Origin of the sequence: Actinomyces stomatis (genome assembly GCF_031292835.1) — a bacterium.
In the GTDB taxonomy this organism is placed as follows: Bacteria; Actinomycetota; Actinomycetes; order Actinomycetales; family Actinomycetaceae; genus Actinomyces; species Actinomyces stomatis.
Window position 1 is genome coordinate 21,518 of the sequence record NZ_JASPEP010000015.1, and the last position, 23,614, is coordinate 45,131.

Consider the following 23,614-nt stretch of genomic DNA (forward strand, 5'->3'; position numbering starts at 1 on the left):
CATCACACCCACGCATTATTGATGTCACTATTACTACTATTCGTGCCGTCGGTAGGGCGTCACCCCTCGGTTCAAGGACACAAAAGACCTCCCCGGTCAGAGCAACTGCTCTGACCGGGGAGGTCTGGTGCTACGCGGAGGCGCGGAGCGTCAGTGGGTCACTTGATGACCTTGGTGACGCGGCCGGAGCCGACGGTGCGGCCACCCTCACGGATGGCGAAGCCGAGGCCCTCCTCCATGGCGATGGGCTGGATGAGCTGGACGCTCATCTCGGTGGTGTCACCGGGCATGACCATCTCGGTGCCCTCGGGCAGGGTGATGACACCGGTGACGTCCGTGGTCCGGAAGTAGAACTGCGGACGGTAGTTCGAGTAGAAGGGGTTGTGGCGGCCGCCCTCGTCCTTGGTGAGGATGTAGACGTGGCCCTCGAACTCGGTGTGCGGGGTGATGGAGCCGGGCTTGCAGATGACCTGACCGCGCTCGACGTCCTCGCGGCGGGTGCCGCGCAGGAGCAGACCGCAGTTCTCGCCGGCCCAGGCCTCGTCCATCTGCTTGTGGAACATCTCGATACCGGTGACCGTGGTCTTCTGGGCCTCGCGGATACCGAGGATCTCGACCTCGGAGTTGATCGGGAGCTTGCCGCGCTCCACACGACCGGTGACGACGGTGCCGCGACCGGTGATGGTGAAGACGTCCTCGATGGGCATGAGGAAGGGCTTGTCCATGTCACGCTCGGGGGTGGGGATGAAGTCATCCACCGCGTCCATGAGCTCCTTGATCTTGGCGGCCCACTCGGCGTCGCCCTCGAGGGCCTTGAGAGCGGAGACACGGATGACGGGAGCCTCGTCGCCGTCGTAGTCCTGGGAGGACAGGAGCTCGCGCACCTCCATCTCAACCAGGTCGAGGAGCTCCTCGTCGTCCACCATGTCGGACTTGTTGAGGGCCACGAGGAGGGCGGGGACGCCCACCTGGCGGGCGAGCAGGACGTGCTCGCGGGTCTGGGCCATCGGGCCGTCGGTGGCGGCGACCACGAGGATCGCGCCATCCATCTGGGCGGCACCGGTGATCATGTTCTTGATGTAGTCGGCGTGCCCGGGGGCGTCGACGTGCGCATAGTGGCGCTTGTCGGTCTCGTACTCGACGTGCGCGATGTTGATGGTGATACCGCGCTGACGCTCCTCAGGAGCCTTGTCGATCTCGTCGAAGGGGGTGAAGGGGTTCAGCTCGGGGTACTCGTCGTGCAGAACCTTGGAGATCGCAGCGGTCAGCGTCGTCTTACCGTGGTCGACGTGACCGATCGTTCCGATGTTGACGTGCGGCTTGGTCCGCTCGAACTTGGCCTTGGCCACTGGTGTCCTCCTGGGACTCGGGTAGTTCTCTTCGTCGGGATTCGACTAGCACACATGCTAGCCGCCCGGGCGTCGAGAGTCTCTACTGGTGGATGTTGGAAATCTTACTGAACTGGGTCCCGGTAGGCGCCCGAGGGGCACCGCCGGGCCGGGGCCCGCCACGGTTGCGTGCAGCCGCCGCGGACCCCGGTGCGAGGGCGTCAGGCGCCCTTGACCTTGGCGATGATCTCGTCGGCGACGTTCTTGGGAACCTCGGCGTACGAGTCGAAGGTCATGGAGTACACGGCACGTCCCTGCGTCTTGGAACGCAGGTCACCGACGTAGCCGAACATCTCCGACAGGGGCACGTTGGCGCGGATGACCTTGACGCCGACGGCGTCCTCCATCGAGGCGATCATGCCGCGACGGGAGTTGAGGTCACCGATGACGTCGCCCATGTACTCCTCGGGAGTACGGACCTCGACGGCCATGACGGGCTCGAGGAGGACCGGCGAGGCCTTCTTGGCACCCTCCTTGAACGCCATGGAGCCGGCGATCTTGAAGGCCATCTCGGAGGAGTCGACCTCGTGGTAGGCGCCGTCGATGAGGGTGGCCTTGATGTCCACCATCGGGTAGCCGGCCAGGACACCGGTGAGCATGGCGTCCTGGACCCCGGCGTCCACGCTGGGGATGTACTCACGGGGCACGCGACCACCGGTGACGGCGTTGGCGAACTCGTAGTGCGCCTTCTCGCCGTCGGCGGCCTCGGCTGCCTCGTCGACCACGAGGGGCTCGAAGCTCATCTGCACCTTGGCGAACTGGCCGGAACCACCCGTCTGCTTCTTGTGGGTGTACTCGACCTTGTCCACCTTCTTGCGGATGGTCTCGCGGTAGGCGACCTGCGGGGCGCCCACGTTGGCCTCGACCTTGAACTCGCGGCGCATGCGGTCCACGAACACGTCCAGGTGGAGCTCGCCCATACCGCCGATGACGGTCTGGCCGGTCTCCTCGTCGAGGGAGACGGTGAAGGTGGGGTCCTCCTCGGAGAGCTTCTGGATGGCGACGCTCAGCTTCTCCTGGTCACCCTTGGTCTTGGGCTCGATGGCCACGTGGATGACCGGGTCCGGGAATGTCATGGACTCCAGGATGATCGGGGAGTCCTGGGCGCACAGGGTGTCGCCGGTGGTGACGTCCTTGAGGCCGATGAGGGCGTAGATGTGGCCGGCGTGGGCCTCCTCCACCGGGTTCTCCTTGTTGGAGTGCATCTGGAAGAGCTTCCCGATGCGCTCCTTCTTGCCCTTGGTGGCGTTGAGGACCATGTCGCCCTGGGAGACCTTGCCGGAGTAGACGCGCACGTAGACGAGCTTGCCGTAGAAGGGGTGGGTGGCCACCTTGGAGGCCAGGGCGGCGAAGGGGGCCTTCTCATCGGCCGGACGGGTGAGCACCTCCTCCTCGTTACCGACGGCGTGGCCCTCGACGTCGGGGACATCGAGCGGGGAGGGCAGGTAGTCGAGGACGGCGTCGAGCACGGGCTGGATGCCCTTGTTCTTGAAGGCGGACCCGGCCAGGACCGGGAAGGCCTCACCGGCCACGGTGAGCTTGCGGATACCGGCCTTGAGCTCGGCGACGCTGAGCTCCTCGCCCTCGAGGTACTTCTCCATGAGGGTGTCGTCGGCCTCGGCGACCGTCTCGACCAGCTGGGCGCGCAGCTCCTCGGCCTTGGCGACGAGCTCGGAGGGGATCTCCTCGTACTCGACGACGGAGCCGCGGGTGTCCTTGCCCTCGGCGTCCTTCTCGGGGAAGCGGATGGCCCGCATCTCCAGGACATCGACGAGGCCGGAGAACTCGTTCTCGGCGCCGATCGGGAAGTTGAGGACGATCGGGGTGGCGTGGAGGCGGTCACGGATGGTCTGGACGGAGAAGTCGAAGTCGGCGCCCAGCTTGTCCATCTTGTTGATGTAGCAGATGCGCGGGACGTTGTACTTGTCCGCCTGGCGCCACACCGTCTCCGACTGCGGCTCGACGCCCTCCTTGCCGTCGAAGACCGCGACGGCCCCGTCGAGCACGCGCAGGGAGCGCTCGACCTCGACCGTGAAGTCCACGTGGCCGGGGGTGTCGATGATGTTGATCTGGTTGTTCTTCCAGAAGCAGGTGGTGGCCGCGGAGGTGATGGTGATACCGCGCTCCTGCTCCTGCTCCATCCAGTCCATCGTCGAGGCGCCGTCGTGCGTCTCGCCGATCTTGTAGTTGATGCCCGTGTAGAACAGGATGCGCTCTGTCACGGTGGTCTTACCGGCATCGATGTGGGCCATGATGCCGATGTTGCGGACCTTGGTGAGGTCTGTCAGCACGTCAAGTGCCACTGGTGGTGTCCTTCGTTCGAGTGGGGTACGGAGCTGCTACCGGCACTACCAGCGGTAGTGGGCGAAGGCCTTGTTGGACTCGGCCATGCGGTGCATGTCCTCGCGGCGCTTGACCGCGGCGCCCAGGCCGTTGGAGGCGTCGAGAATCTCGTTCATGAGACGCTCGGTCATGGTGTTCTCGCGGCGCTGGCGGGAGAAGTCCACGAGCCAGCGCAGAGCCAGGGTGGTGGCGCGGCCCGGGCGGACCTCGACGGGCACCTGGTAGGTGGCGCCACCGACGCGACGGGAGCGGACCTCCAGGGCGGGGCGGATGTTGTCCAGAGCGCGCTTGAGGACCGAGACCGGGTCCTGGTCCGTCTTGGAGCGCACGCCCTCGAGGGCGCCGTAGACGATCCGCTCAGCGGTGGACTTCTTGCCGTCCAGCAGGACACGGTTGACGAGCTGGGTGACGACCGGCGAGCCGTAGACGGGGTCGACGACGAGCGGGCGCTTGGGTGCGGGACCCTTACGAGGCATTACTTCTTCTCCTTCTTGGCGCCGTACTTGGAACGTGCCTGCTGGCGGCCCTTGACACCCTGGGTGTCGAGGGCGCCGCGCACGATGTGGTAGCGGACACCGGGAAGGTCCTTCACACGACCACCGCGCACGAGCACGATGGAGTGCTCCTGGAGGTTGTGGCCCTCACCGGGGATGTAGGCCGTGACCTCGATACCGGTGGACAGGCGCACACGGGCGACCTTACGGAGGGCGGAGTTCGGCTTCTTGGGGGTCGTGGTGTACACGCGGGTGCACACGCCACGGCGCTGCGGACTGGCCTTGAGCGCCGGCGTCTTGGACGCAGAGCGCTTCGTCGAGCGGCCCTTGCGGACCAGCTGCTGAATGGTAGGCACTACTGATTCTCCATTGGGACGTGAGTCTGTATCTGGCTGCTGCCTGCGTGCCGGGCCGCTCCCCCATCGGTGGCTCGACGGCGCACGCCACCGCGGAGAGGGCCGGCCCGCCGGGATCGGGATGACCCGATGACGACGTCCGGAGCCCCGCAGTCAGGGGCCCGTCGGTTCCCGCCGCGGCAGACCCGCGTCACGATGTCGAACAGAGCCGGCGGGCCGTGAGGGGCCGAGCCGGAGCCGACGTCGCTGGGAACGGAATGGAGATGCGGTGACCCGTCTGCGGGCACCGCCGGCCAGGCTACCCGCCTGTCACATCAGGGCGCCAGGGTAGGACCAACGGAGAAGGCGTGGTGCTGGACACGTAAGGATGGTGAGCACTCTGCGGGATAAGGGTCTCGGGGCCGCAGATTGGGGCGCCCGCCCCATGCCGAGAATGCGGCAAACGTGCGAGAGTGTGGCGGTGAACGTCCCTGCATTACTGGCCACCATTGCCGTTGGTGGCGCGACCGTCACGGTCGTAGCCCGCCGAGTCTCCGCCTTCGCGCGACAGTACGTGTCCGATCTTGAGCAGGACGAGGCAGAGGCGGCGACTTCATCTGATAACACGGCAGCTACCGCGCCCACACTGGGAGCGGAACCCACGAACGAAGCGACTTCAGCAGACGCGAAGCTCTCCCCCAGCAGTGGCACCGCCTTCCAGCCGACCACCTTCCGTGCGCGGTGGTTGCTGACACCCGCCTCACAGGCCGTCCTCGCAGCGGTCCTGTGCGGACTGACCCTCGCATGGGGGGCACGCAGCGCCGCATGGGCCGAGGTGATCGTGGCGCTTCCGATCGTGGCGCTGCTGGGCACCGCGTGCAGCGTTGACGCCGTATGCCACCGACTCCCCAATCGCATTCTCGGCCCTGCGGCACTGTGGGCCGGCGCGGCGACATTGGCGCTTCTCGCTCTCAACGTCGCAACGGGGTTGCTACTGGCCGATGCGGCGTGGATTGCCCTCCGGGCCGCTCTGTGTGCGGTGTGCGCAGGCGTCATTGTGGGAGCAATGGTTCTGATTCCCGGATCCGGGATGGGGCTGGGGGATGCGAAGCTCTGCGCGGTCCTCGGGTTGTGGCTCGGCTACTTCGGGGCGGACGAGGCCGCGATGGGCATCATTCTGGGGTTCTTTATCGGTGGTGTCATCGCGATCGTGCTGATGATCAGTCGGCTTGCTGGCCGCAAGACGCTCATCGCCTTCGGTCCCTATCTAGCGATAGGGGGTTGGCTGTCATGGATGCTCGCGGTGGCATGAGTGCACAGAATGACGGCGCCGGCAACGGCGGCTCGCCGGCAATCAAGATTCCGACCTGGGCACCGACCGGCGCACCACCTGAAGTTCTGGTTGTCGATGGTCGGGTAACGGACGTTCCGTTGTGGAGAGCCCGGAAGCGCAAAGAGCGCAACACTGGGCTCCTGGGTACCGACGGGCTGCATGGCGCCCTGTGGATCGAGCGCTGCAACTGGATCCACACCTTCGGCATGCGGTATGACATTGATGTCGTCTACATCAATCGTCGAGGGCTCGTAGTGGCTGTGACCACCGCTGCCCAGAGACGCCTTGGGGCACCACGCTTCAGCGCACACTCAGTGATCGAGATGGAGGCTGGTCACGCAGCGCTGGCCGGAATACGCGAGGGCAGCACCTGCGAAGGAGCGGCTCACCAATCCCCTACAAGCGGGGCTTGATCAGCAACGCACCGAGAAGAGAACCAATCAGTAAGACCGCCGCCTCGGTCAGCATAGCCCAGTTGGTTTGGCCGAGAGTCAAGTATTGAAACGCAAGTAACAGCAGCGAAGCGCCAATGGCGTAGAAGAGGCAGTGAACGTAACCGATCCAACGAGCCGTCAAACGCCCGCCGCGTTTCAGCAGAAGCAAGCCGATCGCTGAAACCACGAACTGCCTCAGAAGTTCAACCAGCACATACGGCGAGAGAATGTCGCCACTCATTGCCCCACTCGCATCGGCCAGGTCAGGAACCAGCGCGACGACTAAGCCGAGCACCGTTGAGGTGAAAAAGGACAGCACGCTGATGCCAGCGATGTTACGCTTTCTGAAGAAACTCCACATTATGCCTTCTCCACCTTCGCGCTCAGCATGGCCTGCCATGTTGGGCCCCCCTCTTTGAGCTGGCCAACTGGAGCGTGCGCGATAATTCTCCAGTACCCACCAGCATCATTCGTAATCCAAAGAGCGGCATTATCCCTCTCGATGGTCGAGCCATCGCGTCCCTGCTCTCGATGACTCCAGGTCATGAGGCACGCCGGAACTTCCTTCTGCCCCATCATCCATTTCTCCGGAGTTCTCATGACATAAGTATCTGTGCGCCCCGGTCCCAAAAGTAGCGCTTCCTGAAGATGTGTTTCGTCATCGAGAGTTTTACCCGCCTCTTTAATGTATGTGACAACGAAATTAGGAAGATCCTCTTGAGGTCCCGCAAGTCGGATTGTGGTGACCGGGAGACCCTGTTGGTTGGTCTGCTCCTCGCTCACCGCTACCTCCGGTAACGTCAAAGTCATCCCATACATAGACGCGCTCTTGCCGGAGGGTGATGTCTGTTTGACTCCCCGAGATGGTAGATCGGGAGCAACTGAGAGCTCAGAAGCTGGCCGCCATTCAGGAACCGTCGGCGAAGCGGCCGCACTCGACACAGAACCGCCTGACGGCGTCGCCGGCTTACTTGCCGAAGCACTACTATCCGCCGACTCCGTACTTCCCGAGCATCCGCTCAAAACACCACTCACTGCAACCACTACACCCATCCCCAGCATAGACCTTCTATCGAGACTGCAGCGCAAGTCGCTTCCGAAAACCATCTCAGCATCCTTCCCACTTAACCCATTGCTCTCCGTTCCAGTACTCACTGTTCTGGTAGTTCACATTACTAGTTGTATCAGTGTAACCTGCACCAAAATTAAAACCATCGCCTTTCGCCTTGAATCCGATTCCGAAGTTCGTCTTGTCATCGGTGGTCATTTCTCGCCTGGTCGACTGTCCATTAGCATGAGCTTCTTGATAAAAATCCTCGATAGCACTATCACCCGTAGCCATCTTTGCTAGTCCGTAAGCGGGAATGCCGGCTTCGGCCATGTAGTTCAAGCCAATCTGGGCAGCTCGAGGATCAGTCATATCGATCTCGTCACTATACACTCTCCCAATTTCTCCTGAATGCGCCGCCGGGTCCTTACCCGCCAAGACTTCCGCCAACTTTCCCACATCGCCCCCTGAGGTACTTCCCTTAGCGTCGAGCGCCGTAGTCACGTTCATCTTAGTGGGTTTACCCTCCTTATCTACGGTAACCGCAATAATATTCTTCGCCTTCGCCTTCCCGTCAGCTGACGGCCCTTCGACGTTGGCGAACTGAAGTTTGCCGTTCGCACCAACCTCAGCAGCCGCAGAGTAGAAATATGTCGCGCCGCCGTCCTTGTGGAAAGTGGCACCGAGAGCAGCAGATGCGGTACCTGATGCACCAGCGCTGACTGGTCCCATATTGACATTGCCTTCGAGGGTACCATCCGCTCCGGCCTGCACTGAGTACTCGGTGGGCGGCGGAGGCGTGTACGTGCGAGCTCCAGAATTATCCCAGCCCCAGTCCCAAACGGTCTTCGCCGCACCTACTGGAGGGTAAGCAGCTGTTAAAGTGGTGTTATCCACCTGGTTCTGCAAGTAATCGACAAGCTTATCCTTCTCTTCCTTGTTGCCTACCGTGAATACCCTGGATCCTTCTCCGGAGGCTCCCACCTCGGCACTACCACTGGGCTTCAGGCCCTTCTTCCCCTTGTCGCCGTCCTTACTGTCCCCTTTTCCTTTATCCCCTTTACCGCCTTTGTCTTCCTTATTTCCTTCCTTACCCTCGGCCTTAGTATTATCATCCTTGCCGAAATCCTGACTCTGGGTCTGACCATCGTACGTGAGGGTGCCAGAGATCTCTGGGGCGGAGAATGAGTACGAAGCCCTTAAGATTCCCGTCTCAGTGACTCGGTACGTACCGTCACTCATTTCTTCGACCTTAATGCGTCCGCCACCTTGGACCTCGACGAAGAAGGTACCACTCACCTTCTTCTCTCGTGACGACTCCTTCTTAACGCACGGCCCCTTGGGTTTATGTTTATCCTCTTCGGCCTTAGCATCCGCCGACGAACACGCTCCGCCGTTTCCGCCCAGTATCTTATCGAGAGAGGACTGCACTTGGCATGTAATCCTGCGCCCCATAGGCGTAGCCATGACCATTAAAGCCACGATAATAAATGCGATAATCGCTAGAATGGCCGCGTACTCGAGTGTACTCTGCCCCTTTTCTTGTCTATGCACTCGGCGAAGTCTCATAACCCAGTCCTGTCCTACTCTTCTTGGCTACTCTACCCAAGTAAACCATTGCCCACTCACAGCGAACAGGGGCGACCGCCCCAAGGGCGCCCCAAAGCGTCAACCCCCCAGCCAACCGAAAGTACCCACCCAGATAAGAATAGGTGCGAAACTAACCTAATCTACAGAGCAGTAACGCTGCAAAGCGTAGAGAGCGCCGATGATGATGGCACCAACTGCTCGCGAGAGGCGTAAGCTACAGCGGTGTATGTCCTACCAGATCGATCGACAAGGAACAGCGCCAGTGCATCAACTTGTGTCTGCTCTGACCACCCAGGAGGAATTGTAGTTTGAGTCCATGTCACCTGGCTGCATTGTGAAAAACCGGGCCAGGTCAAACTACGAGCTTCTGACGGCGTAATGAGCGCGGTAATGAGTCTTTCACGTTCCGCATCTACCGCCTTCCTCGTCGCTTCAGCGTCGTTCCCAACCGGGAACGACTTTGGACCTTCTAACGTAAGGTATCCCCAGGCATTGTCGGCAGGCCACACGTAGGTTACAGATGTTCGCCCATCCCCCAATTTCTCCGGCATAAGCACAGATGTATCAGTGGGTATATTGATCCCTATCCCTGTGATTGGCTGAACAAGTTGCCCTGTGCTTTTAATAGGTGCGGCTATGACGTCAGGAGCGCCCAAGACAGGAGAATCAGAACTTCCAACTTGCTGGATCGTCGCTTGGTCGTCCCCTTCGCGTCCGGAACCTGTTTTACTACATGCGACTAGCGGTAAGGAATAAAACACCGAAAGGACAACCCGCCGGCGAGAGACATTCATCCGATGTTGTTGAACCATATGCTCTTCTCCACCACTGCGACTGTATCAGCATTCGACTTATCGGCAAACGTTAGTAACACCGCACTAGTCACACCACCAGCTTCAAACACCCACAGCGACCCCTGAGATTTCGAAGTGCCGTATATGAAATCTACACGAGTCCCAGATACCTTGTCTTGACGAACCTTTGCTACGACTGGAGCGCTCCGACGATTATATCCTTTCAGAGCTCCCGCTATCGAATCAGATTCGATCTGAGCAAGGGCGTCTACGATCTTTGTTTTTCCGAGATTTGATGCAAGAAGCAAGCGACTTCGAGTTGATCCATCTAGATCCGCATCTGCCCAGCTTTCCTTCCAACGCTTTGAGTGGGATGGAGCTCCATTAACGCTCCAGTCCCGAGGAACCGCTAATGTGATGTTGTCTCTGCCGACCCTTGCCCAACCGTCGGGGACAGCTGGTGCGTCAGATTCAAGGAGCGACAGCCCTTCCGTAATGACGGTTTGATACTCTTCATTCATATTTGCGGCCATAAGAGCCGCGCAGACGGAAGATGCCTTGTTGTGTACAACCCAGAATCGTCCCTGCTTCGCGAACTCAGGTTCAGCCGCAAAATCACAAAATCTTATCGTTGCGCTATCGCGTTCCATGACTTGTTCCTGAGTGGTTACACTGTATCCAGACAGAACAGAACGCAGCGCAGCATTGACTTCGGCGCCCGTCGCTTGAGGGTCAGAAACAGATGTCGGACTGCCTACAATCAGTCGATAAGGTGAACCTGCCGATTCCATCCACATCTCGGAGAACAGCGAGACTTGATCGGGAGCCACGGAATGCTGCCAATCGCTACGCACCGGAATGTAGGCTTCCGATACCAGCACTTTGCTCCAACCCTGCGAGGCGACGCTTGGTCTTAAAGAGCATCCGCTAAAACTGGCACCAATCAGTGTCGTAGCCGCCAAAGAAAATAGGCCACGTCTACGTACAACAGTCTCGATCATGATCCCCCGTCGGCAATCGACGACTCCAGTTGGTTAGCTACGGAGTCGTCTGCTTTGAGTAACGCGACAACAACGTAGCCGTGAAGCACAGGCACAGTCCATGCCATCCCCTGCGTTTCTCGATTATCGCGTTGATAAAAGTACGACGACCGAATGAACTGACAGCCATTCGTTCCTACTCTCTGCTTGCTGTCAGGAGCAGACTTGTTCTGACTTTCTACGCCGCTGCTTGTGCTTGGTTCCGACGTCGTAGGGTCCTGAGATGGGCTATCTGACGCACAGGCTTTGAGGTTCGTTCCGGGCAACGCCATTGAACTGGAAGAACGATAATCTGGCAGAGACGACATGAGTAATGTCTGCGACACTTCAGCCGCCTGCTCCGGACTTTCAGCAGGAAAAGTTCCACTAATGGTCAGCGTCGGAAAATTGTCGCCGTGAGGATCGGTCATCACGACGTCCCACATTCGAGCCGTCGACTCGCCGCTCGGTGAACCAGTGGACTTCTGATTCCCGACTTCCCAGGAGTCGGGAATCTCTAACGTCAGTTCTCCAACCGTTTGAGTTTTAGTTGGCAACTCGCGGCCGGCTGTAGGTGTAGTCGAAGGCGATCCAGACGGACCAATGATTGAGCATGATGCCAACGAAAGCGCCACCAACGTACCGCTGGCGATTCCTTGCATACGCATCTGCGATAGTTTTCTCATTACCATAAGGCTGCTTACCACTTCTCGCAATCCACACCAGTCGCCTATTTTTATCCAGATGCCGAGGTGAAAGCTCGTTTGCCGGTCTTATCTGGAGCCGACAGTGTTTCCTTGGATACAGGAGTCGAGCTGCTAACTAGACCAGGGTCATTGCGAAGAGATTCGAGAGTCAATCCACTGAAGCCTGTTCCTGGATTCCGCGTTTCACGAGTCACCTGCCCCACCTTTTTTGCCAGACGAACTACCATTTCGTCGGACATGCTCGCAGGTGCGACCGGGTTGAAAACGCCATCGGGTAGATCCAGCTTTCCAGACATGAGACTGGACGATAGTTCATCAAGCGCATCTTTCGTCGAGTCGAGGACCGGCATGCTCACCGTAGTCACCTTGAGTTGACCAGATGACTGAGTCACGCGGACGGCAGTGAATGAATGTAGAATACCCTCACGTGTACGCTCAATCTTTAGTTGATCGGAGCTGTTACTTTCCTTCTTCTGCCATGTCCACGTCTCGGTTGTCAGTCCGTCCCGTAAACGTTGAGAGTTTCTGTACAGCAATATCTTGTCACCGCTCGCGTCCTTCCGAGATGGAATACTCTTCTCGCTCGGCAACGTCAGATCGACAACGTTCGTTGCCCCCTCCTCTCCGAGGTAGGGATCCAGACCAAGTAGTGATAGACGCGGAGCTCCTTGGGTCTGCTCTGCCGTTGAATCAGTGCGAAGTTCCGGAAATGCGTCGCATGGAGCGGTGCTTGCAGTACCGCAAGGAGCCTTATCTATGCGCAAAAACACTGGGGATTCCCATGGCGATTTGTTGTCGCCGCCTGCCTGACGTGGATCTCCCCACAAGTCATTCTGAGAGGGAGGCGGACCACCAGAAACAACAGACGTCTTCCCTCGCGCAAGCGTGCGTGAACCCGGTGGTACGGTTCCAACGCCGGCCCCGTTGTTGACCGCGCGTTCATCTGTAGGTGCAGGTAGCTCACCAGGGTCGAGATTCTTCGCCGTAGGTACCGACGACATATTACCCGGGCAGGATGCAGAATCTAAAACGCACAACCCGCGTCGAAAGATTCCGGTGAACGCAAGTACGGCAACCAGTCCAATGAGAGTAATAACAACGATAATCCCACGATAGCCACGAATGCCTGGCTCAGCTCGAAGACGCCGACGTTTAACCTTTAACATCATGTGCCGACGAGCCGAGAGTCGACAACCGCTTCAGGAGCTAGGATCGGTGGCTTCGGCGGATTAGGCACCACCTTGCCCAGTTCAGCGGGCGTCGCTCCCAAGACGTCCGTAGGCGTAGTCTGACACCATGACCCTAATTGCACTCCGAGTTTATCATTCTTAATGCAAACACCCTTCGACGGAACTACTTCAGCGATAGCTTTCGAATTCGACTTCAGGTCAGTGTCCGCAATGTTGTCCGCCAACTTGACGGACGCCTGAAAACGCGACCTATTCAAGACAGAGAACGAAGTCAGAGAGGCGTTGTTTTTGCTAGCATATCGAGAGGCTTCCCACACCATTCCCCGACAGTAACTCGCAACAGGCTTGCCGAACTCATTCCAAAAAAGTTTACCGTTTGGGGCGTACTTTGCCCGCTCATATGCCGCCTCGAGCTTGTCAGCGCAGTAACCTGCCCCAGCGAGAGCCGCCGAATCCGCTGCGGTGTTGGCGTTTCGCCGATCAGCGATAGAATCTCCGACCGGAAAGATGATAACAAGCCCAATAGCCAAGATAACGACGATGACGCATACGAACAGCATGCTAATTGCGCCTTCTTCGTTTGCGTGCGAGTATCGCATCTTCCTTATTTGAGAAAAAAAATGGTCATTGCAGACACTTATGAAGTGATTCACTCGGCATCCCTTCCACTTTTAAGAGTCGACGACGGGAATGTCGGTCAGACGGAAAAAAAGTCGTTGATGCGCCGCACTATTTTCTCCAGGAGGAACATCGAGAACAACGCTGTCACCCCCCGGATCAGGCCAAACGGCGGGCAATCTCGTAGGCGCACCCGGGTGAAGCGAGTAGACGAAGTTATTCGATACTGGAGCCGCATCACCTGCAGCGTTCGAATAGCTCGCCTCAAGATAATACTGTCCGTGACTAAGGAGCGTCAAACTGCACACGGCGAGCGCAGAGATTGGCCAGTACTTGTCCTGAACGGAGTTGGGCATTGAGAATGCCGCTGCAGGAATGCTGACTTCCTTGTCAACGTCAAGCATTAAGGTTCCCATTAAGAACCTTCCCGCCCGAACAGCGCGTTCCATAGAAACATGTACCGTATTTCCATCGATGGAGACATCGACGCCGTCAGAGCCCTTCCCTATTGGTCCTGACTGTTTTGGAAGTGTAGGAGACGATGGCATCGCGCTCGGTGAAGCGCTGGCTTCGGCGGGTTTCGAGGGTGTCAGAGTGATCTCCACACGACGGTTGACCTGCCGGTGCTCATCGGTGTCGTTCGGCACCCGAGGAGACGACTCCCCCTTGCCCGAGACCGACTCCTTCCACTTGGACAGGTCCGTCAGCTTCTTGAGCCGATCCGACACCGCCTTGGCCCGCCGCTCCGACAGATCCTGGTTGTGCGCATCATCGGCCACATCATCAGTGTGACCCGTGATCGTCAGATCCCCACCAGAAGGATACTTCTTGATCTGCTCCACCACACTCGCCAGCACGCTGTCAGCCTGAGCCGAGAGCTGATCGGAGTCGGTCGCGAACGTGACGTCCCCGGCCACCGTCACCGTCGTCGACTTCTCATCCTCCTTCGTATCCGACGACCCGTCAGCTGTTTGGATGATACTATCCAACTTTAACGGAGCGATGTCTTTATTAGGAAGTTTTGCGTCATTCAGAATCCTATCAACGGAATATTGAACGTCCGATTCTTTGACCACCGGGACGCTAACTATTCCCATGCTGGGCAAAAATAGTTGTACAACCTGAGTGTCACTACCTACCGAAGAGAAGACCGGAAATATTTCGATGGGCTTCTTTTTGCTGAGCGATCCGGCTGCCATGACAGAGGATTGATTTAACTGTGGGTAAATCAGACTGTTTTCCAAGTCCAGCATCCGCAGACCCAGCATTGTATCAGGATCAGACCCCTCGCTAAATACTCTACTGAGAGACAGAGCATCTGCCGAAGGCTGGGCGCTGCGGGACATCAGAAAACTCACTCGAATAACAGTGTAATTGTTCTTCTGCACGGCAGGGCCCGCTTCAACCGAGAGATCCACTCCGCTCCACGAGGCTTCTAAAACAACGCCACCATGGGGTCCTGAGGAAGCGGAGGTTGCGCTGCCTGAAACTTCAACGCTAGCCTTCGAACCCGGAGATTTGTGAATATCGCAAGCGCACATGCAGGCGAGCATTCCGGCAAATGCAGGAACAGAGACGAAAGCTTTCCTAGAAATGCGGTAGGTGTGCACAGAGTCCTCATTCTCTATCGAAACCCGTCTATGCTCAGCCTACCATACTCATGCAGTGGCATCAAGAAGGTTCTCGCAAAGCAAGCAGCTTAGTTTCCTAGCATTTCGCTATGTTTCCTGCGACGCTCACACAAAATGCGCGGTCGGTGTTGCGTCCGAAAAACTGAACTGCAACACCGACCGCTGATGCTAGAAACTTTCTAATTAGCCACCGAAAAAGGGGAAGCCGCCACCACCTCCAGCATTGAGGATCTTCTCGAGCTGACCCTTGACTTTATCTTGCACGTTAACGTCTTTGACAGCGCCTGCAATAGCAAGAACGAGGAGGGCAACGATTGCGATAAGACCGGCATACTCTGCTGCACCCTGCCCTTTCTCTGAGGCGAAGAAGTTCTTCACGCCAGCCGTCATATCATCGACGAAGATCTTGGCGCGAACCTGGGCCGCGAGAATCGAGTCCGACATTGTCTATTCCTTCCGATTGCGTTCCCACATGCATTTCCAATTCGAATTACATGCCGGAGGTGACTGTGGGAACTATCCTGTTCCCAATGACAATCCCATGTTATAGTTCCCGCCACCTTCGCTCATAGGGGCGGTCGCCCCAAGAGCAGCCCTGAAGTCCACCTAAACGTCAGAGGCGTTCGCCTCACGCCAAGCTATAATCGCTTCACTACGTGTATGGACACCAAGCTTGACGTAGGCAGAGTTGAGGTAGTTCTTCACCGTTCTCGGAGAAAGGAACTGCTTCGCCGCAATCTCCCTATTGCTCTCTCCCTGCGCAGCCGCTTCCAACACCTGCGACTCCCGTTCAGTCAACACGCTCTCCAAGGGATTTCTCTCTGGTGCCTTTCCTGTCATTCGCAGAGACACATGAGACACCGCTTCCGGTCCCAGCACCAGTCCTCCTTGCACACAAGTAGCTATAGCGCCGGAGACTTGGTCCGCTCCTATAGTTCCATGAACCAGATATCCAGTGGCTCCAAGTTCCATAGCAGACGATATGGTTTCCGGATCGTCCGATGACGTCAGCATAATTACTTTAGCGTAGTCAACTAGAACCGGAAGCGCTTCCAGCCCTCCCATTCTGGGCATCCTTACATCAAGGAGAATGATATCGGGCGATAAGTTCCTTGCGATTTCGATAGCTTCTTCACCGTTGCTGGCCTCGAGGATCTCGTCAACTTCGGCGACTTCGCGCAACAGTTTACTCAGCCCCATCCGAACAATGGTATTGTCGTCGGTCACAAGAACCTTCATCGTGAAACCTTCCGTACTAGTTCATACTGTCAAGCATTTCGGTATTCAGTGGCATTTCCACTCGCGCCATCGTTCCTCCCTTGGATCCTTTCATGAGGCTGACTCGCCCTTCGAGCGACTCAACTCTCTCTCTCAGTCCACACAGCCCGTAATGGCCCGAACCCTGAAGGTTAGAAATGTCGTCCAGAATTGCCTTCGGAAGCCCAATCCCATCGTCTTCGACCGTAAACAGTAGGCGGTTTGTACAATTGACACTGAACCAGACCTGGTTTGCTTCTGAATGTTTCTCAATGTTTGAAAGTAGCTCGCCAACGATTCTTTGCGTCTGCCAGGTCGCCGCCGGAGTGAAGCGCGCGGATGCGCCGTCGCACTTCAAATGAATCGGAATTCCCGTGCGATTCCCCCATGTGACAACGTCCTGCTTGATGAGTTGAACCAAGTCATTGGTCGGATACGACCGAAGTTCATCCAGAACCGCTCGTGACTCAAGGCTGAGAGCGGCAGCCGCGTCGAATAGCTGATTGGCCTCCTGGTAATACTGAGAACCTGACAACGAATCACGTAGAGCTTCGGACAGCATTCGCAGCCCGGCCGCTGACTTTGCGACCGTGTCATGAAGATCCCGCGCAAGAATCAGTCGCTCTTCGGCGCCAGCTTGCCGAGAACGAGCTTCGACTACGTCAGCAGCCAAAGCCTCCACCTGTACCATTTGACGAGTCAATCGTTTTCCCATCAGCATCAAAGGTGCGATTGCAGCGAATATTAGCAAGGCAAACATCACGCTGTTGAATAGGTAGCCGATACAGAACAACGCGACCATAACCGGTATCCACCACGCTATCAGCGACCGGTTGCCGGCAAGCATTCCCAGAATTAATGAGGACAGCAAAACATATGCGGTCACCAACGACAGTATGTACTCTGCTTGTCCAACACTGACGACGAGCATCCATGACACCACCGCAGAATCCCAAACAGTGAAGTAGGCGCCGACCACCATTTTCGCCGATGGACGACCCCATTTAAATAACAAAACGATGTTCTGAGGTATAGTCAGAAGGGCAATAGCTAGGATCCAACCGAAGTGCTCCCCGGTGAAGCAAACAATTCCCATAACGACGACGACAACGAGACGAAAGTTACTAAGTAGCCGTATCGTGGGAGCCAGTGCGGCCTGCGCAATCTTACCGTCAGCCATTGAAGAACCCTAAGAACGAATCCATGTTATCCAGAAGCATGGCGCCAACGATCAGTACTATTGCCCCGGGAACGATGAATGTTGTAACCACTAATGACACCTTTGGTTGTGCTTTGGCGGCTTGTCTCCGGACCTGCTGAGCATGTTCTCTTCTCACTTCTGCCGCGATCTGCCTTAAAGAGTCCTCAATTGAAGAACCGAGTTCTTCTGACTGCAAGAGTGAGGTAACAAATGCGGAAACGCTATCGGCGTTAATTCTGTCCCGCAGATTTTCAAGCGACTCCCGTCTGGAAACGCCCAACTGCATTTCCCGAAGCGTCGTGAGCATCTCTTCCGCAAGAGATCCCGAATGTTGCTCTGCTACACGTTGCAGCGCGGCGCGAAAAGGGATCCCAGCCGCAACGGTCACGGAAAGAACATCGAGAAAATCAGGGAGCGCGTTCTCAATCTGAGATCGTCTGGCTCTGATAGTTAGCACCAGCCACGCATGCATCCACGCAGCGAACAGGAGGCAAATCACGATTCCAAACAGCCATTGGTCGTTCAGTGCAGCGATGACCATCAGTAAGATTCCAAGGGTTACGAATCCCGCCTCACGTTGAATAAACGTTTTTGCGGTGAAGGTTGATGGCTGCCCAGCGGCGCGAAGCCGCCAGGCTAAGCGCCTAATGTTCTTCTCGCCGTAGAATCCCAGTAGAATAGAGTTCGCGATTCGCCCAAGCCTATCAACAAGCCTGGTAAATGGGGAGGTCCTCACTTCCCCTTCTGACCCTTTTTTGTCTTCGGTTGCGATGAGATCTTCAACCAGTGTGGCACGTAGCATCCGTAATGATTGTGCACAACACAGTACGAGCGCCATTGCAATGGTGGCGAATAATATTGCGATCATGGTTCTACACTTCGATCCTCGAGACCAGACGCATGAGTAATGCACCTGCTATATACAGAGTGGCCGAGATGCCCATAACGATCTGCCCGGCAATGGAACCTGCCATGCCATCCAGAGCGCCAGGTTTGAGAAGGTTAAGTAGAACTACTGCACCAACACCTATTCCCATGACTGCATATCCGGCGACTGATGCCCCCAGAATGACGGTACCCACTTCCCGACGAAGTTCTTTTCGATCTTCAAGTGTTTGTGAAATCCCTGTCAATGCCTCGCTGAGCGCACCACCCGCGCGCGACTGAATAATGATCGTCCTCATTAGCACGTCGACTTCGCGGGACGGCAATCGCTTTGACAATTCGCCAATCGCCTGATCCGTAGTCAGACCCAAATTGATTTCTTGAGCAACGCGGCGCAGCTCTTCACCTGCCGGATCTGGCATCTCTCGTCCTGCCATAGCCAAACACCGCCCAACCGATAAACCCGCAGCGTTTCCATTAGCGATAATCCGGGCAACTTCCGGAAGCTGAGCAATGAAGTTCTCTCGCCTTTGCAGGGCCTTCCGCTTCAACCAGATGGCGAAGGCAAAAGGAATGGCGACTGCGATAAGGCTGCTGGCAATCTTACCGAGTATCGCTTGACCGAGATAGGCAATTCCTCCCATACATGCCGCTAACGACATGACCGTGAGCAACGGAGACCATGTTACATTAGCAGCAGACATTCTACTCGCAACATACTTCAACGGAAACATCGGCACGAGTCTCGATTCGAGGTTTCTGAAGCGAGCTGACCCACCAACATGAGTACCAACGGCCTGGTCCCATAAGCTGCGTCGCCTTGCCGCCTCGTCTCCGATGACGAATATACCCCACACACCGAAGGCCAGTGTCGCGATGAGCAGGCCAAAAATCACCCTGACAGAAAGACTCACAGCGCGCTTCTTTCAAAAGAGCCTGGAATGGACTCGCCTCTGCCATGAATTCTCGATGAAATGACGTCGGGAAGTCGGAAGAGGCGAAAATTATTCCGACCGACTTGTGGAAGCTCCACATAACGCATGATCGGTTCTGTAGTGTATCCGTCCCGCCGCTCGGACGTCACCGCTTCAATCTGGCGGACACGCCGCACGCCTTTTGAGTCGCGCTCAAGCTGAACGATCACGTCAATAGCACTATTGATTTGATCACGGATAGTATCAACCGGCAGCTCAAGATCCGACATGCTTGCCAATGTTTCCAATCGTCCCAAGGCATCTCGCGCAGAATTGGCATGCACAGTCGTCAACGATCCCTCGTGACCGGTGTTCATAGCCTGAAGCATGTCCATCGTTTCGCCGCCGCGAACCTCACCAACAACAATTCGATCTGGCCGCATTCGCAGTGAGTTTCTGACCAAATCACGAATCGATATCTCACCCTTTCCTTCGGTGTTCGCTGGGCGTCCTTCTAGTCTCACGACGTGGCTTTGCTGCAACGAAAGTTCGGCTGAGTCCTCGATCGTGATAATACGTTCATGATCGGGAATCATTCCGGACAGTGCGTTCAGAAAGGTCGTCTTGCCTGTACCAGTTCCTCCAGAAACAAGGATGTTGAATCGTACTCGGACCATAGCTCCGAGAAGTTCTGCGACATCACCCGGCAACGATGCCTTCGCGACCAGATCATGCATGCGAAAAGGCTTCGGGAAGCGGCGGATAGTCATCGTAGGACCATCCAGCGCAAGTGGAGGAATGATGACGTTGACGCGTTCGCCTCCAACAAGCCTTGCATCCACCATTGGGCTCGATTCATCCACCCGCCGATTAACGGTCGACACAATCCGATCGATGGTCTGATACAATTCTTCTTCTGACGTGAACGCTGAAGGAATGCGCTCAATCCGACCATTACGTTCGACAAACAGATTATGAACTCCGTTGACCATGATCTCCGTGATACTTTGGTCCGAAATCAAGGGCTCTAGCACCCCCAGGCCAACAGTGTCGTCAACGATTCTTTGAATGAGTCGAGCACGATTGCGCGTCGACATCACTGGCCCTTCGAATGACAGAATTCGGGCCAGCACCCGTTCCAGCCTCGCCCTTTTTTGAGGCATGTCAAGTCCCGAGATCTCTTCAATGTTGATCTCTTCAAGAAGGCGAGACCTAAATCGTTTGATGAGCTCGGCGTTATCGTCTTTAACTTCCGAGCGCAACGCCCTGTCCTTTAGAGCCATGATACCCCCGATCTCGGCCGAAAGGTTGCTTCGTCACTCATAGAAAAGCGCGTAAACTCAAGAATACCTGCGACACCTATCGGAACTTTCGTTGATACCTTCACACAGCCCCGCCCGCAGGCAGTAATCGAATCTATCTCGATCCATTCCGGAAGCGAGGAATGTACCGCCTTCGTCACTGAGTCTCCTCGTTCTGCTGCACGTGCACCGTCACGAGCGGCGTCACGTACCTGGGAAGCGGCCACCATGATGCCTATGCCCTGGATCAAGAATAGGAGCACAGCGAGCACTAGCGGCGCCAAGGCAGCCATTTCCACCGCGGATTGCCCATGATCGTGATGGTTCTTCTTGCTCGCACGACAAGGAGATTCTGCCTCCAGCACGTTGTCTTCCATCATTTCTCCCATGTGATCCGTGCAGTAGCTTGAGCCGGTCTGAGACCTGGCATCAGCCCAGGCGCGTCAATGCTGACTTTCACCTTGTCGTCATGTACTGCATCGATGCTCATCCTGGAAGCCCACCCATCAGGTAAACGCTTTGCCACGGCCTGTTCGACCTGCCTATCCGACATGCCGACGGCGTAGTTGCGGGCTGCTTCTTGCGCCGAATTATGAGCAACAAGCGATACACCTCCAAACAGAAGCAGTTCGAGACACAGCATGATGAATCCAGCTGCAATGACAAATATCCCTGCAAACTCAACGGCGGTGGCGCCATGTTCATGTGGTCTTGCCTGGCCGGGTGAGGACGGAGTACGCCCTGTCGTACTGCTACGACGTTGCGCTGGAATCTGCGACGCCTGAGGTACCCCATTCGTGTTGCGGGGCGGTAAAGACGGGGGCAACGGCGCGGGTGTTGACGGTAGATGAGACAGTTCGGGCGCCTGAGCACCTTCCGGTACAGCGGCAGCACCCGCAGACGCCAAGGTTCTGTTGCCTGAGCTTGCTGACATGTTGGATTGCACTTCAGCGCGCACAGGAGGGGTACGTACTGCTTGATGATCAGAGGTTCGAGTTGAAGCCTCCTCCACGGTGGCAGCCCGTTTTCTTGTGAACCTGCGACGCTTTTCTTTACGTTTCGAACTGTCGCGCCTTGATGACATCGAGTGTGGCGTTGCCATCGGCGTAGTGGCACCATTGAACTCAGATGCGGACATCGAAGGAGAACTTGGATAGAGGAGTGCTCCTACTGCACGTGAAATGGAGAGCAGCTCCGGATAGTCGGCGTCCAAAAGCTGGCCAGCGTTAATCGCAGGTTCCAGCCGAGGGCCATTTTCTGGAAGATTACCGAGTAACGGACTATCAACTAACTTGGCTGCACCGGCCGGCTGGATTTCATTGTGACGCGACGTGCGATTCAGGACTACATGAATCGGCGTGCTTTGTGCGAGTCCCAGTCGTTCCATCGTTTCTTTCAAGCGCCGGACTGCCCTTAATGCCGGCACGTCTGGTGTTGCTACAACGACGATGACGTCAGCGAGATCAAGCGCTGCAGCAGTGGCTTCGTCGATATAGGAACCACCGTCAACGATAATGTATTCATACTGATAGCGCATTGCTTGGAGGATCTGACGCGATGCCGCTTCGGTAACGTCTTCACCAATTTCACTGTGTTCCGGCGCGGGGAATAGCTCGATTCCGGAACGCACCGGGTACGCGACTTCCGAGAGTTCTCGATTTCCGATCTCAGCCGCCACCGAAACTAGATCGACGACGGAGTGCCGTACTCGGATACCGCAGTACGACCCCAGATCTCCTTGTCGGAGGTCAAAGTCCAGCAACGCCGTCCTCCCGCGAGACGCGGTCTCCTTAGCTGACAGCAGAGCAATGAGGGAAGTACCGACGCCGCCTTTGGCGCCGAGCACCACAACCATTCTTCCTACGGTTCGGTTCAATGCCTCTCGCTCGCTAGCCACCTGACCGCTCGCCGCACGAGCCCAGGCTGAGAGTGAGCGTAGGCGCTCCGCATAGCGCTCCACTGATGGTGGCAGCGGCAGAATCGCACGCGCACCCGCATCGACAGCTTTCAACACTGAGTCAGCGTCATCGTAGGGCGTCAATAGACAGACAGGAATAAGCGGCTCCAAGGCGGCGATTTCACGCACGACCGCAATTCCTTCGCCATTTTGGACGGACTGGTCGACGAGGATGATATCAATATCGTGTTTCTGAAGTTCCAGACGCGCTTGTGCCGCTGACCCGAGCACCAATGGCTCGGAGAATCCATCTAATTCCGACAGGACGGCTGCAACTGATGTGGTCGTCTCTGCATTAGATGTGACGATAAGGATATTAGTCATCGCTGCCCTCCATTCTGTTCGTTGTTGTTTGGCGGGGTGCTCGGCTGAGATTCATTGGCGGCGGCGCCGCCGCCTCCATTGGGGGAGGATTGGTCGCCTGAACTCGCTGTTCCTGATCCTCCGTATACCGACTGCTCCTCCGTCAACGGCTGAGAGTCTCCTGTTCCCCTCAGCGCAAGACGCAGTTTCACGGCGAAACTTTCAGCATATGCCACCTTCAAGCTATCGTTCGTCGATAGCGAGAAAGTGACAGGAATAGCCTTGCCTTCCGAGAATGAGCCGGACGAGTTTTCTTGTTCGACCGTCGTCTCAACACCAACATTGATGATCAACGCGTTCTGGACAATGACCTGAGCTTTTCGTTGTTTAGTGCTTTGATCCTCCACCGTGGCCACGATATCAACATGATCCCCAGGCGAGACTCGTCCAGCAACGCCAGTTTCTGCGTCCACCATGATGGCAACTTCGCGGTTTCCTTCAGCAAGACCAGGGCGCTCGGTAAGCATACCTTTCTGAAGGACGGCTCCTGCATCATAAGAACCGACGCTCACGAGACCATCCACTTGCCCGAAGGAGGACACTGCATTGACCGGAGCCCATCGTTTCGGCAGTTCAACGACCTCAACATCCTTATCAGCAATGGGGTGCATCGGATCAATATGCGTCGTCAGTTTCAGCACTTTTACCATCGGCCCCACTTGAGAGGACACTGAATTGACATATGCCGCAATTCCGACGAACGTCAGTGCCGCACCAAGAATGGTGACCAGAAGGAGAAGAACTCCACGTCGCTGTCTCGGATTCATGAAACATGCCTCTCAGCCATAGAATATGAATGGGGTTTAGATGCG

23 protein-coding genes are annotated in these 23,614 nt (G+C 56.9%); 2 read left to right on the forward strand and 21 right to left on the reverse strand.

Features of this window, described 5'->3' with window-relative positions; genetic code table 11:
- Nucleotides 1–158 precede the first annotated feature (158 nt).
- The 4 genes from tuf to rpsL form a co-directional block, all read right to left on the reverse strand.
- Entirely contained in the window at nucleotides 159–1,349 is a 1,191-nt protein-coding gene (gene tuf / locus RIV12_RS08865; RefSeq protein ID WP_009394384.1) for an elongation factor Tu, read from the reverse strand.
- Nucleotides 1,350–1,549: 200 nt separating this feature from the next.
- On the reverse strand, nucleotides 1,550–3,691 hold the full coding sequence (fusA, locus tag RIV12_RS08870; RefSeq protein ID WP_309323240.1) for an elongation factor G: 2,142 nt from the start codon (nucleotides 3,689–3,691) through the stop codon (nucleotides 1,550–1,552).
- A 45-nt stretch (nucleotides 3,692–3,736) separates the two neighbouring features.
- The gene (gene rpsG / locus RIV12_RS08875; RefSeq protein ID WP_003786052.1) at nucleotides 3,737–4,207 is read right to left on the reverse strand and encodes a 30S ribosomal protein S7; all 471 of its coding nucleotides are present in this window, start codon (nucleotides 4,205–4,207) and stop codon (nucleotides 3,737–3,739) included.
- Nucleotides 4,207–4,581, reverse strand: coding sequence for a 30S ribosomal protein S12 (gene rpsL / locus RIV12_RS08880; RefSeq protein WP_003786082.1), 375 nt, complete (start codon nucleotides 4,579–4,581; stop codon nucleotides 4,207–4,209). The genes rpsG and rpsL overlap by 1 nt, the downstream gene beginning before the upstream one ends.
- A 460-nt stretch (nucleotides 4,582–5,041) precedes the next feature.
- Between rpsL and RIV12_RS08885 the strand changes: the two genes are divergently transcribed.
- Both RIV12_RS08885 and RIV12_RS08890 read left to right on the forward strand, forming a co-directional pair.
- Complete coding sequence (locus tag RIV12_RS08885) at nucleotides 5,042–5,872, forward strand: A24 family peptidase (protein ID WP_309323242.1); 831 nt, start codon at nucleotides 5,042–5,044, stop codon at nucleotides 5,870–5,872.
- Nucleotides 5,869–6,306 carry a DUF192 domain-containing protein gene (locus tag RIV12_RS08890; protein ID WP_309323244.1) on the forward strand — a complete coding sequence of 146 codons (438 nt, stop codon included), beginning with the start codon at nucleotides 5,869–5,871 and terminating at the stop codon, nucleotides 6,304–6,306. The genes RIV12_RS08885 and RIV12_RS08890 overlap by 4 nt, the downstream gene beginning before the upstream one ends.
- Here RIV12_RS08890 and RIV12_RS08895 read toward each other — a convergent pair.
- The 17 genes from RIV12_RS08895 to cpaB form a co-directional block, all read right to left on the reverse strand.
- Nucleotides 6,290–6,688, reverse strand: coding sequence for a hypothetical protein (locus tag RIV12_RS08895; protein ID WP_309323246.1), 399 nt, complete (start codon nucleotides 6,686–6,688; stop codon nucleotides 6,290–6,292). The genes RIV12_RS08890 and RIV12_RS08895 overlap by 17 nt on opposite strands.
- Nucleotides 6,688–7,110, reverse strand: a complete 423-nt coding sequence (locus tag RIV12_RS08900) for a hypothetical protein (protein ID WP_309323248.1) — start codon at nucleotides 7,108–7,110, stop codon at nucleotides 6,688–6,690. Before RIV12_RS08900 ends, RIV12_RS08895 begins: the two co-directional genes overlap by 1 nt.
- Nucleotides 7,111–7,435: 325 nt before the next feature.
- Nucleotides 7,436–8,944 carry a hypothetical protein gene (locus tag RIV12_RS08905; protein ID WP_309323250.1) on the reverse strand — a complete coding sequence of 503 codons (1,509 nt, stop codon included), beginning with the start codon at nucleotides 8,942–8,944 and terminating at the stop codon, nucleotides 7,436–7,438.
- A gap of 811 nt (nucleotides 8,945–9,755) precedes the next feature.
- A complete protein-coding gene (locus tag RIV12_RS08910; protein ID WP_309323252.1) occupies nucleotides 9,756–10,760 on the reverse strand; it encodes a hypothetical protein in 1,005 nt (334 codons plus the stop codon).
- Nucleotides 10,757–11,464, reverse strand: coding sequence for a hypothetical protein (locus RIV12_RS08915; RefSeq protein ID WP_309323254.1), 708 nt, complete (start codon nucleotides 11,462–11,464; stop codon nucleotides 10,757–10,759). The genes RIV12_RS08910 and RIV12_RS08915 overlap by 4 nt, the downstream gene beginning before the upstream one ends.
- A gap of 50 nt (nucleotides 11,465–11,514) precedes the next feature.
- Complete coding sequence (locus RIV12_RS08920) at nucleotides 11,515–11,841, reverse strand: hypothetical protein (protein WP_309323256.1); 327 nt, start codon at nucleotides 11,839–11,841, stop codon at nucleotides 11,515–11,517.
- Between the two features lie 809 nt (nucleotides 11,842–12,650).
- Nucleotides 12,651–13,274 (reverse strand): pilus assembly protein TadG-related protein, encoded by a 624-nt coding sequence (locus RIV12_RS13170; protein ID WP_428978928.1) that lies wholly within the window; start codon nucleotides 13,272–13,274, stop codon nucleotides 12,651–12,653.
- A 72-nt stretch (nucleotides 13,275–13,346) separates the two neighbouring features.
- Nucleotides 13,347–14,903 carry an OmpA family protein gene (locus tag RIV12_RS08925; RefSeq protein WP_309323258.1) on the reverse strand — a complete coding sequence of 519 codons (1,557 nt, stop codon included), beginning with the start codon at nucleotides 14,901–14,903 and terminating at the stop codon, nucleotides 13,347–13,349.
- 204 nt (nucleotides 14,904–15,107) lie between these two features.
- Complete coding sequence (locus RIV12_RS08930) at nucleotides 15,108–15,368, reverse strand: Flp family type IVb pilin (RefSeq protein WP_309323260.1); 261 nt, start codon at nucleotides 15,366–15,368, stop codon at nucleotides 15,108–15,110.
- A gap of 162 nt (nucleotides 15,369–15,530) precedes the next feature.
- On the reverse strand, nucleotides 15,531–16,163 hold the full coding sequence (locus tag RIV12_RS08935) for a response regulator (RefSeq protein ID WP_309323262.1): 633 nt from the start codon (nucleotides 16,161–16,163) through the stop codon (nucleotides 15,531–15,533).
- A gap of 16 nt (nucleotides 16,164–16,179) precedes the next feature.
- Nucleotides 16,180–17,361 carry a sensor histidine kinase gene (locus tag RIV12_RS08940; RefSeq protein ID WP_309323264.1) on the reverse strand — a complete coding sequence of 394 codons (1,182 nt, stop codon included), beginning with the start codon at nucleotides 17,359–17,361 and terminating at the stop codon, nucleotides 16,180–16,182.
- Entirely contained in the window at nucleotides 17,354–18,250 is an 897-nt protein-coding gene (locus RIV12_RS08945; protein ID WP_309323266.1) for a type II secretion system F family protein, read from the reverse strand. The genes RIV12_RS08940 and RIV12_RS08945 overlap by 8 nt, the downstream gene beginning before the upstream one ends.
- A gap of 4 nt (nucleotides 18,251–18,254) precedes the next feature.
- A complete protein-coding gene (locus tag RIV12_RS08950) occupies nucleotides 18,255–19,181 on the reverse strand; it encodes a type II secretion system F family protein (protein ID WP_309323268.1) in 927 nt (308 codons plus the stop codon).
- Nucleotides 19,178–20,443: a TadA family conjugal transfer-associated ATPase gene (locus RIV12_RS08955; protein WP_309323270.1), complete on the reverse strand. Its 1,266-nt coding sequence runs from the start codon at nucleotides 20,441–20,443 to the stop codon at nucleotides 19,178–19,180. Before RIV12_RS08955 ends, RIV12_RS08950 begins: the two co-directional genes overlap by 4 nt.
- An 11-nt stretch (nucleotides 20,444–20,454) precedes the next feature.
- The gene (locus tag RIV12_RS13175; protein WP_428978927.1) at nucleotides 20,455–20,871 is read right to left on the reverse strand and encodes a TadE/TadG family type IV pilus assembly protein; all 417 of its coding nucleotides are present in this window, start codon (nucleotides 20,869–20,871) and stop codon (nucleotides 20,455–20,457) included.
- Complete coding sequence (locus RIV12_RS08960; RefSeq protein ID WP_309323272.1) at nucleotides 20,859–22,763, reverse strand: response regulator; 1,905 nt, start codon at nucleotides 22,761–22,763, stop codon at nucleotides 20,859–20,861. The genes RIV12_RS13175 and RIV12_RS08960 overlap by 13 nt, the downstream gene beginning before the upstream one ends.
- Complete coding sequence (cpaB, locus tag RIV12_RS08965; protein ID WP_309323274.1) at nucleotides 22,760–23,569, reverse strand: Flp pilus assembly protein CpaB; 810 nt, start codon at nucleotides 23,567–23,569, stop codon at nucleotides 22,760–22,762. Before cpaB ends, RIV12_RS08960 begins: the two co-directional genes overlap by 4 nt.
- Between the last annotated feature and the right edge of the window lie 45 nt (nucleotides 23,570–23,614).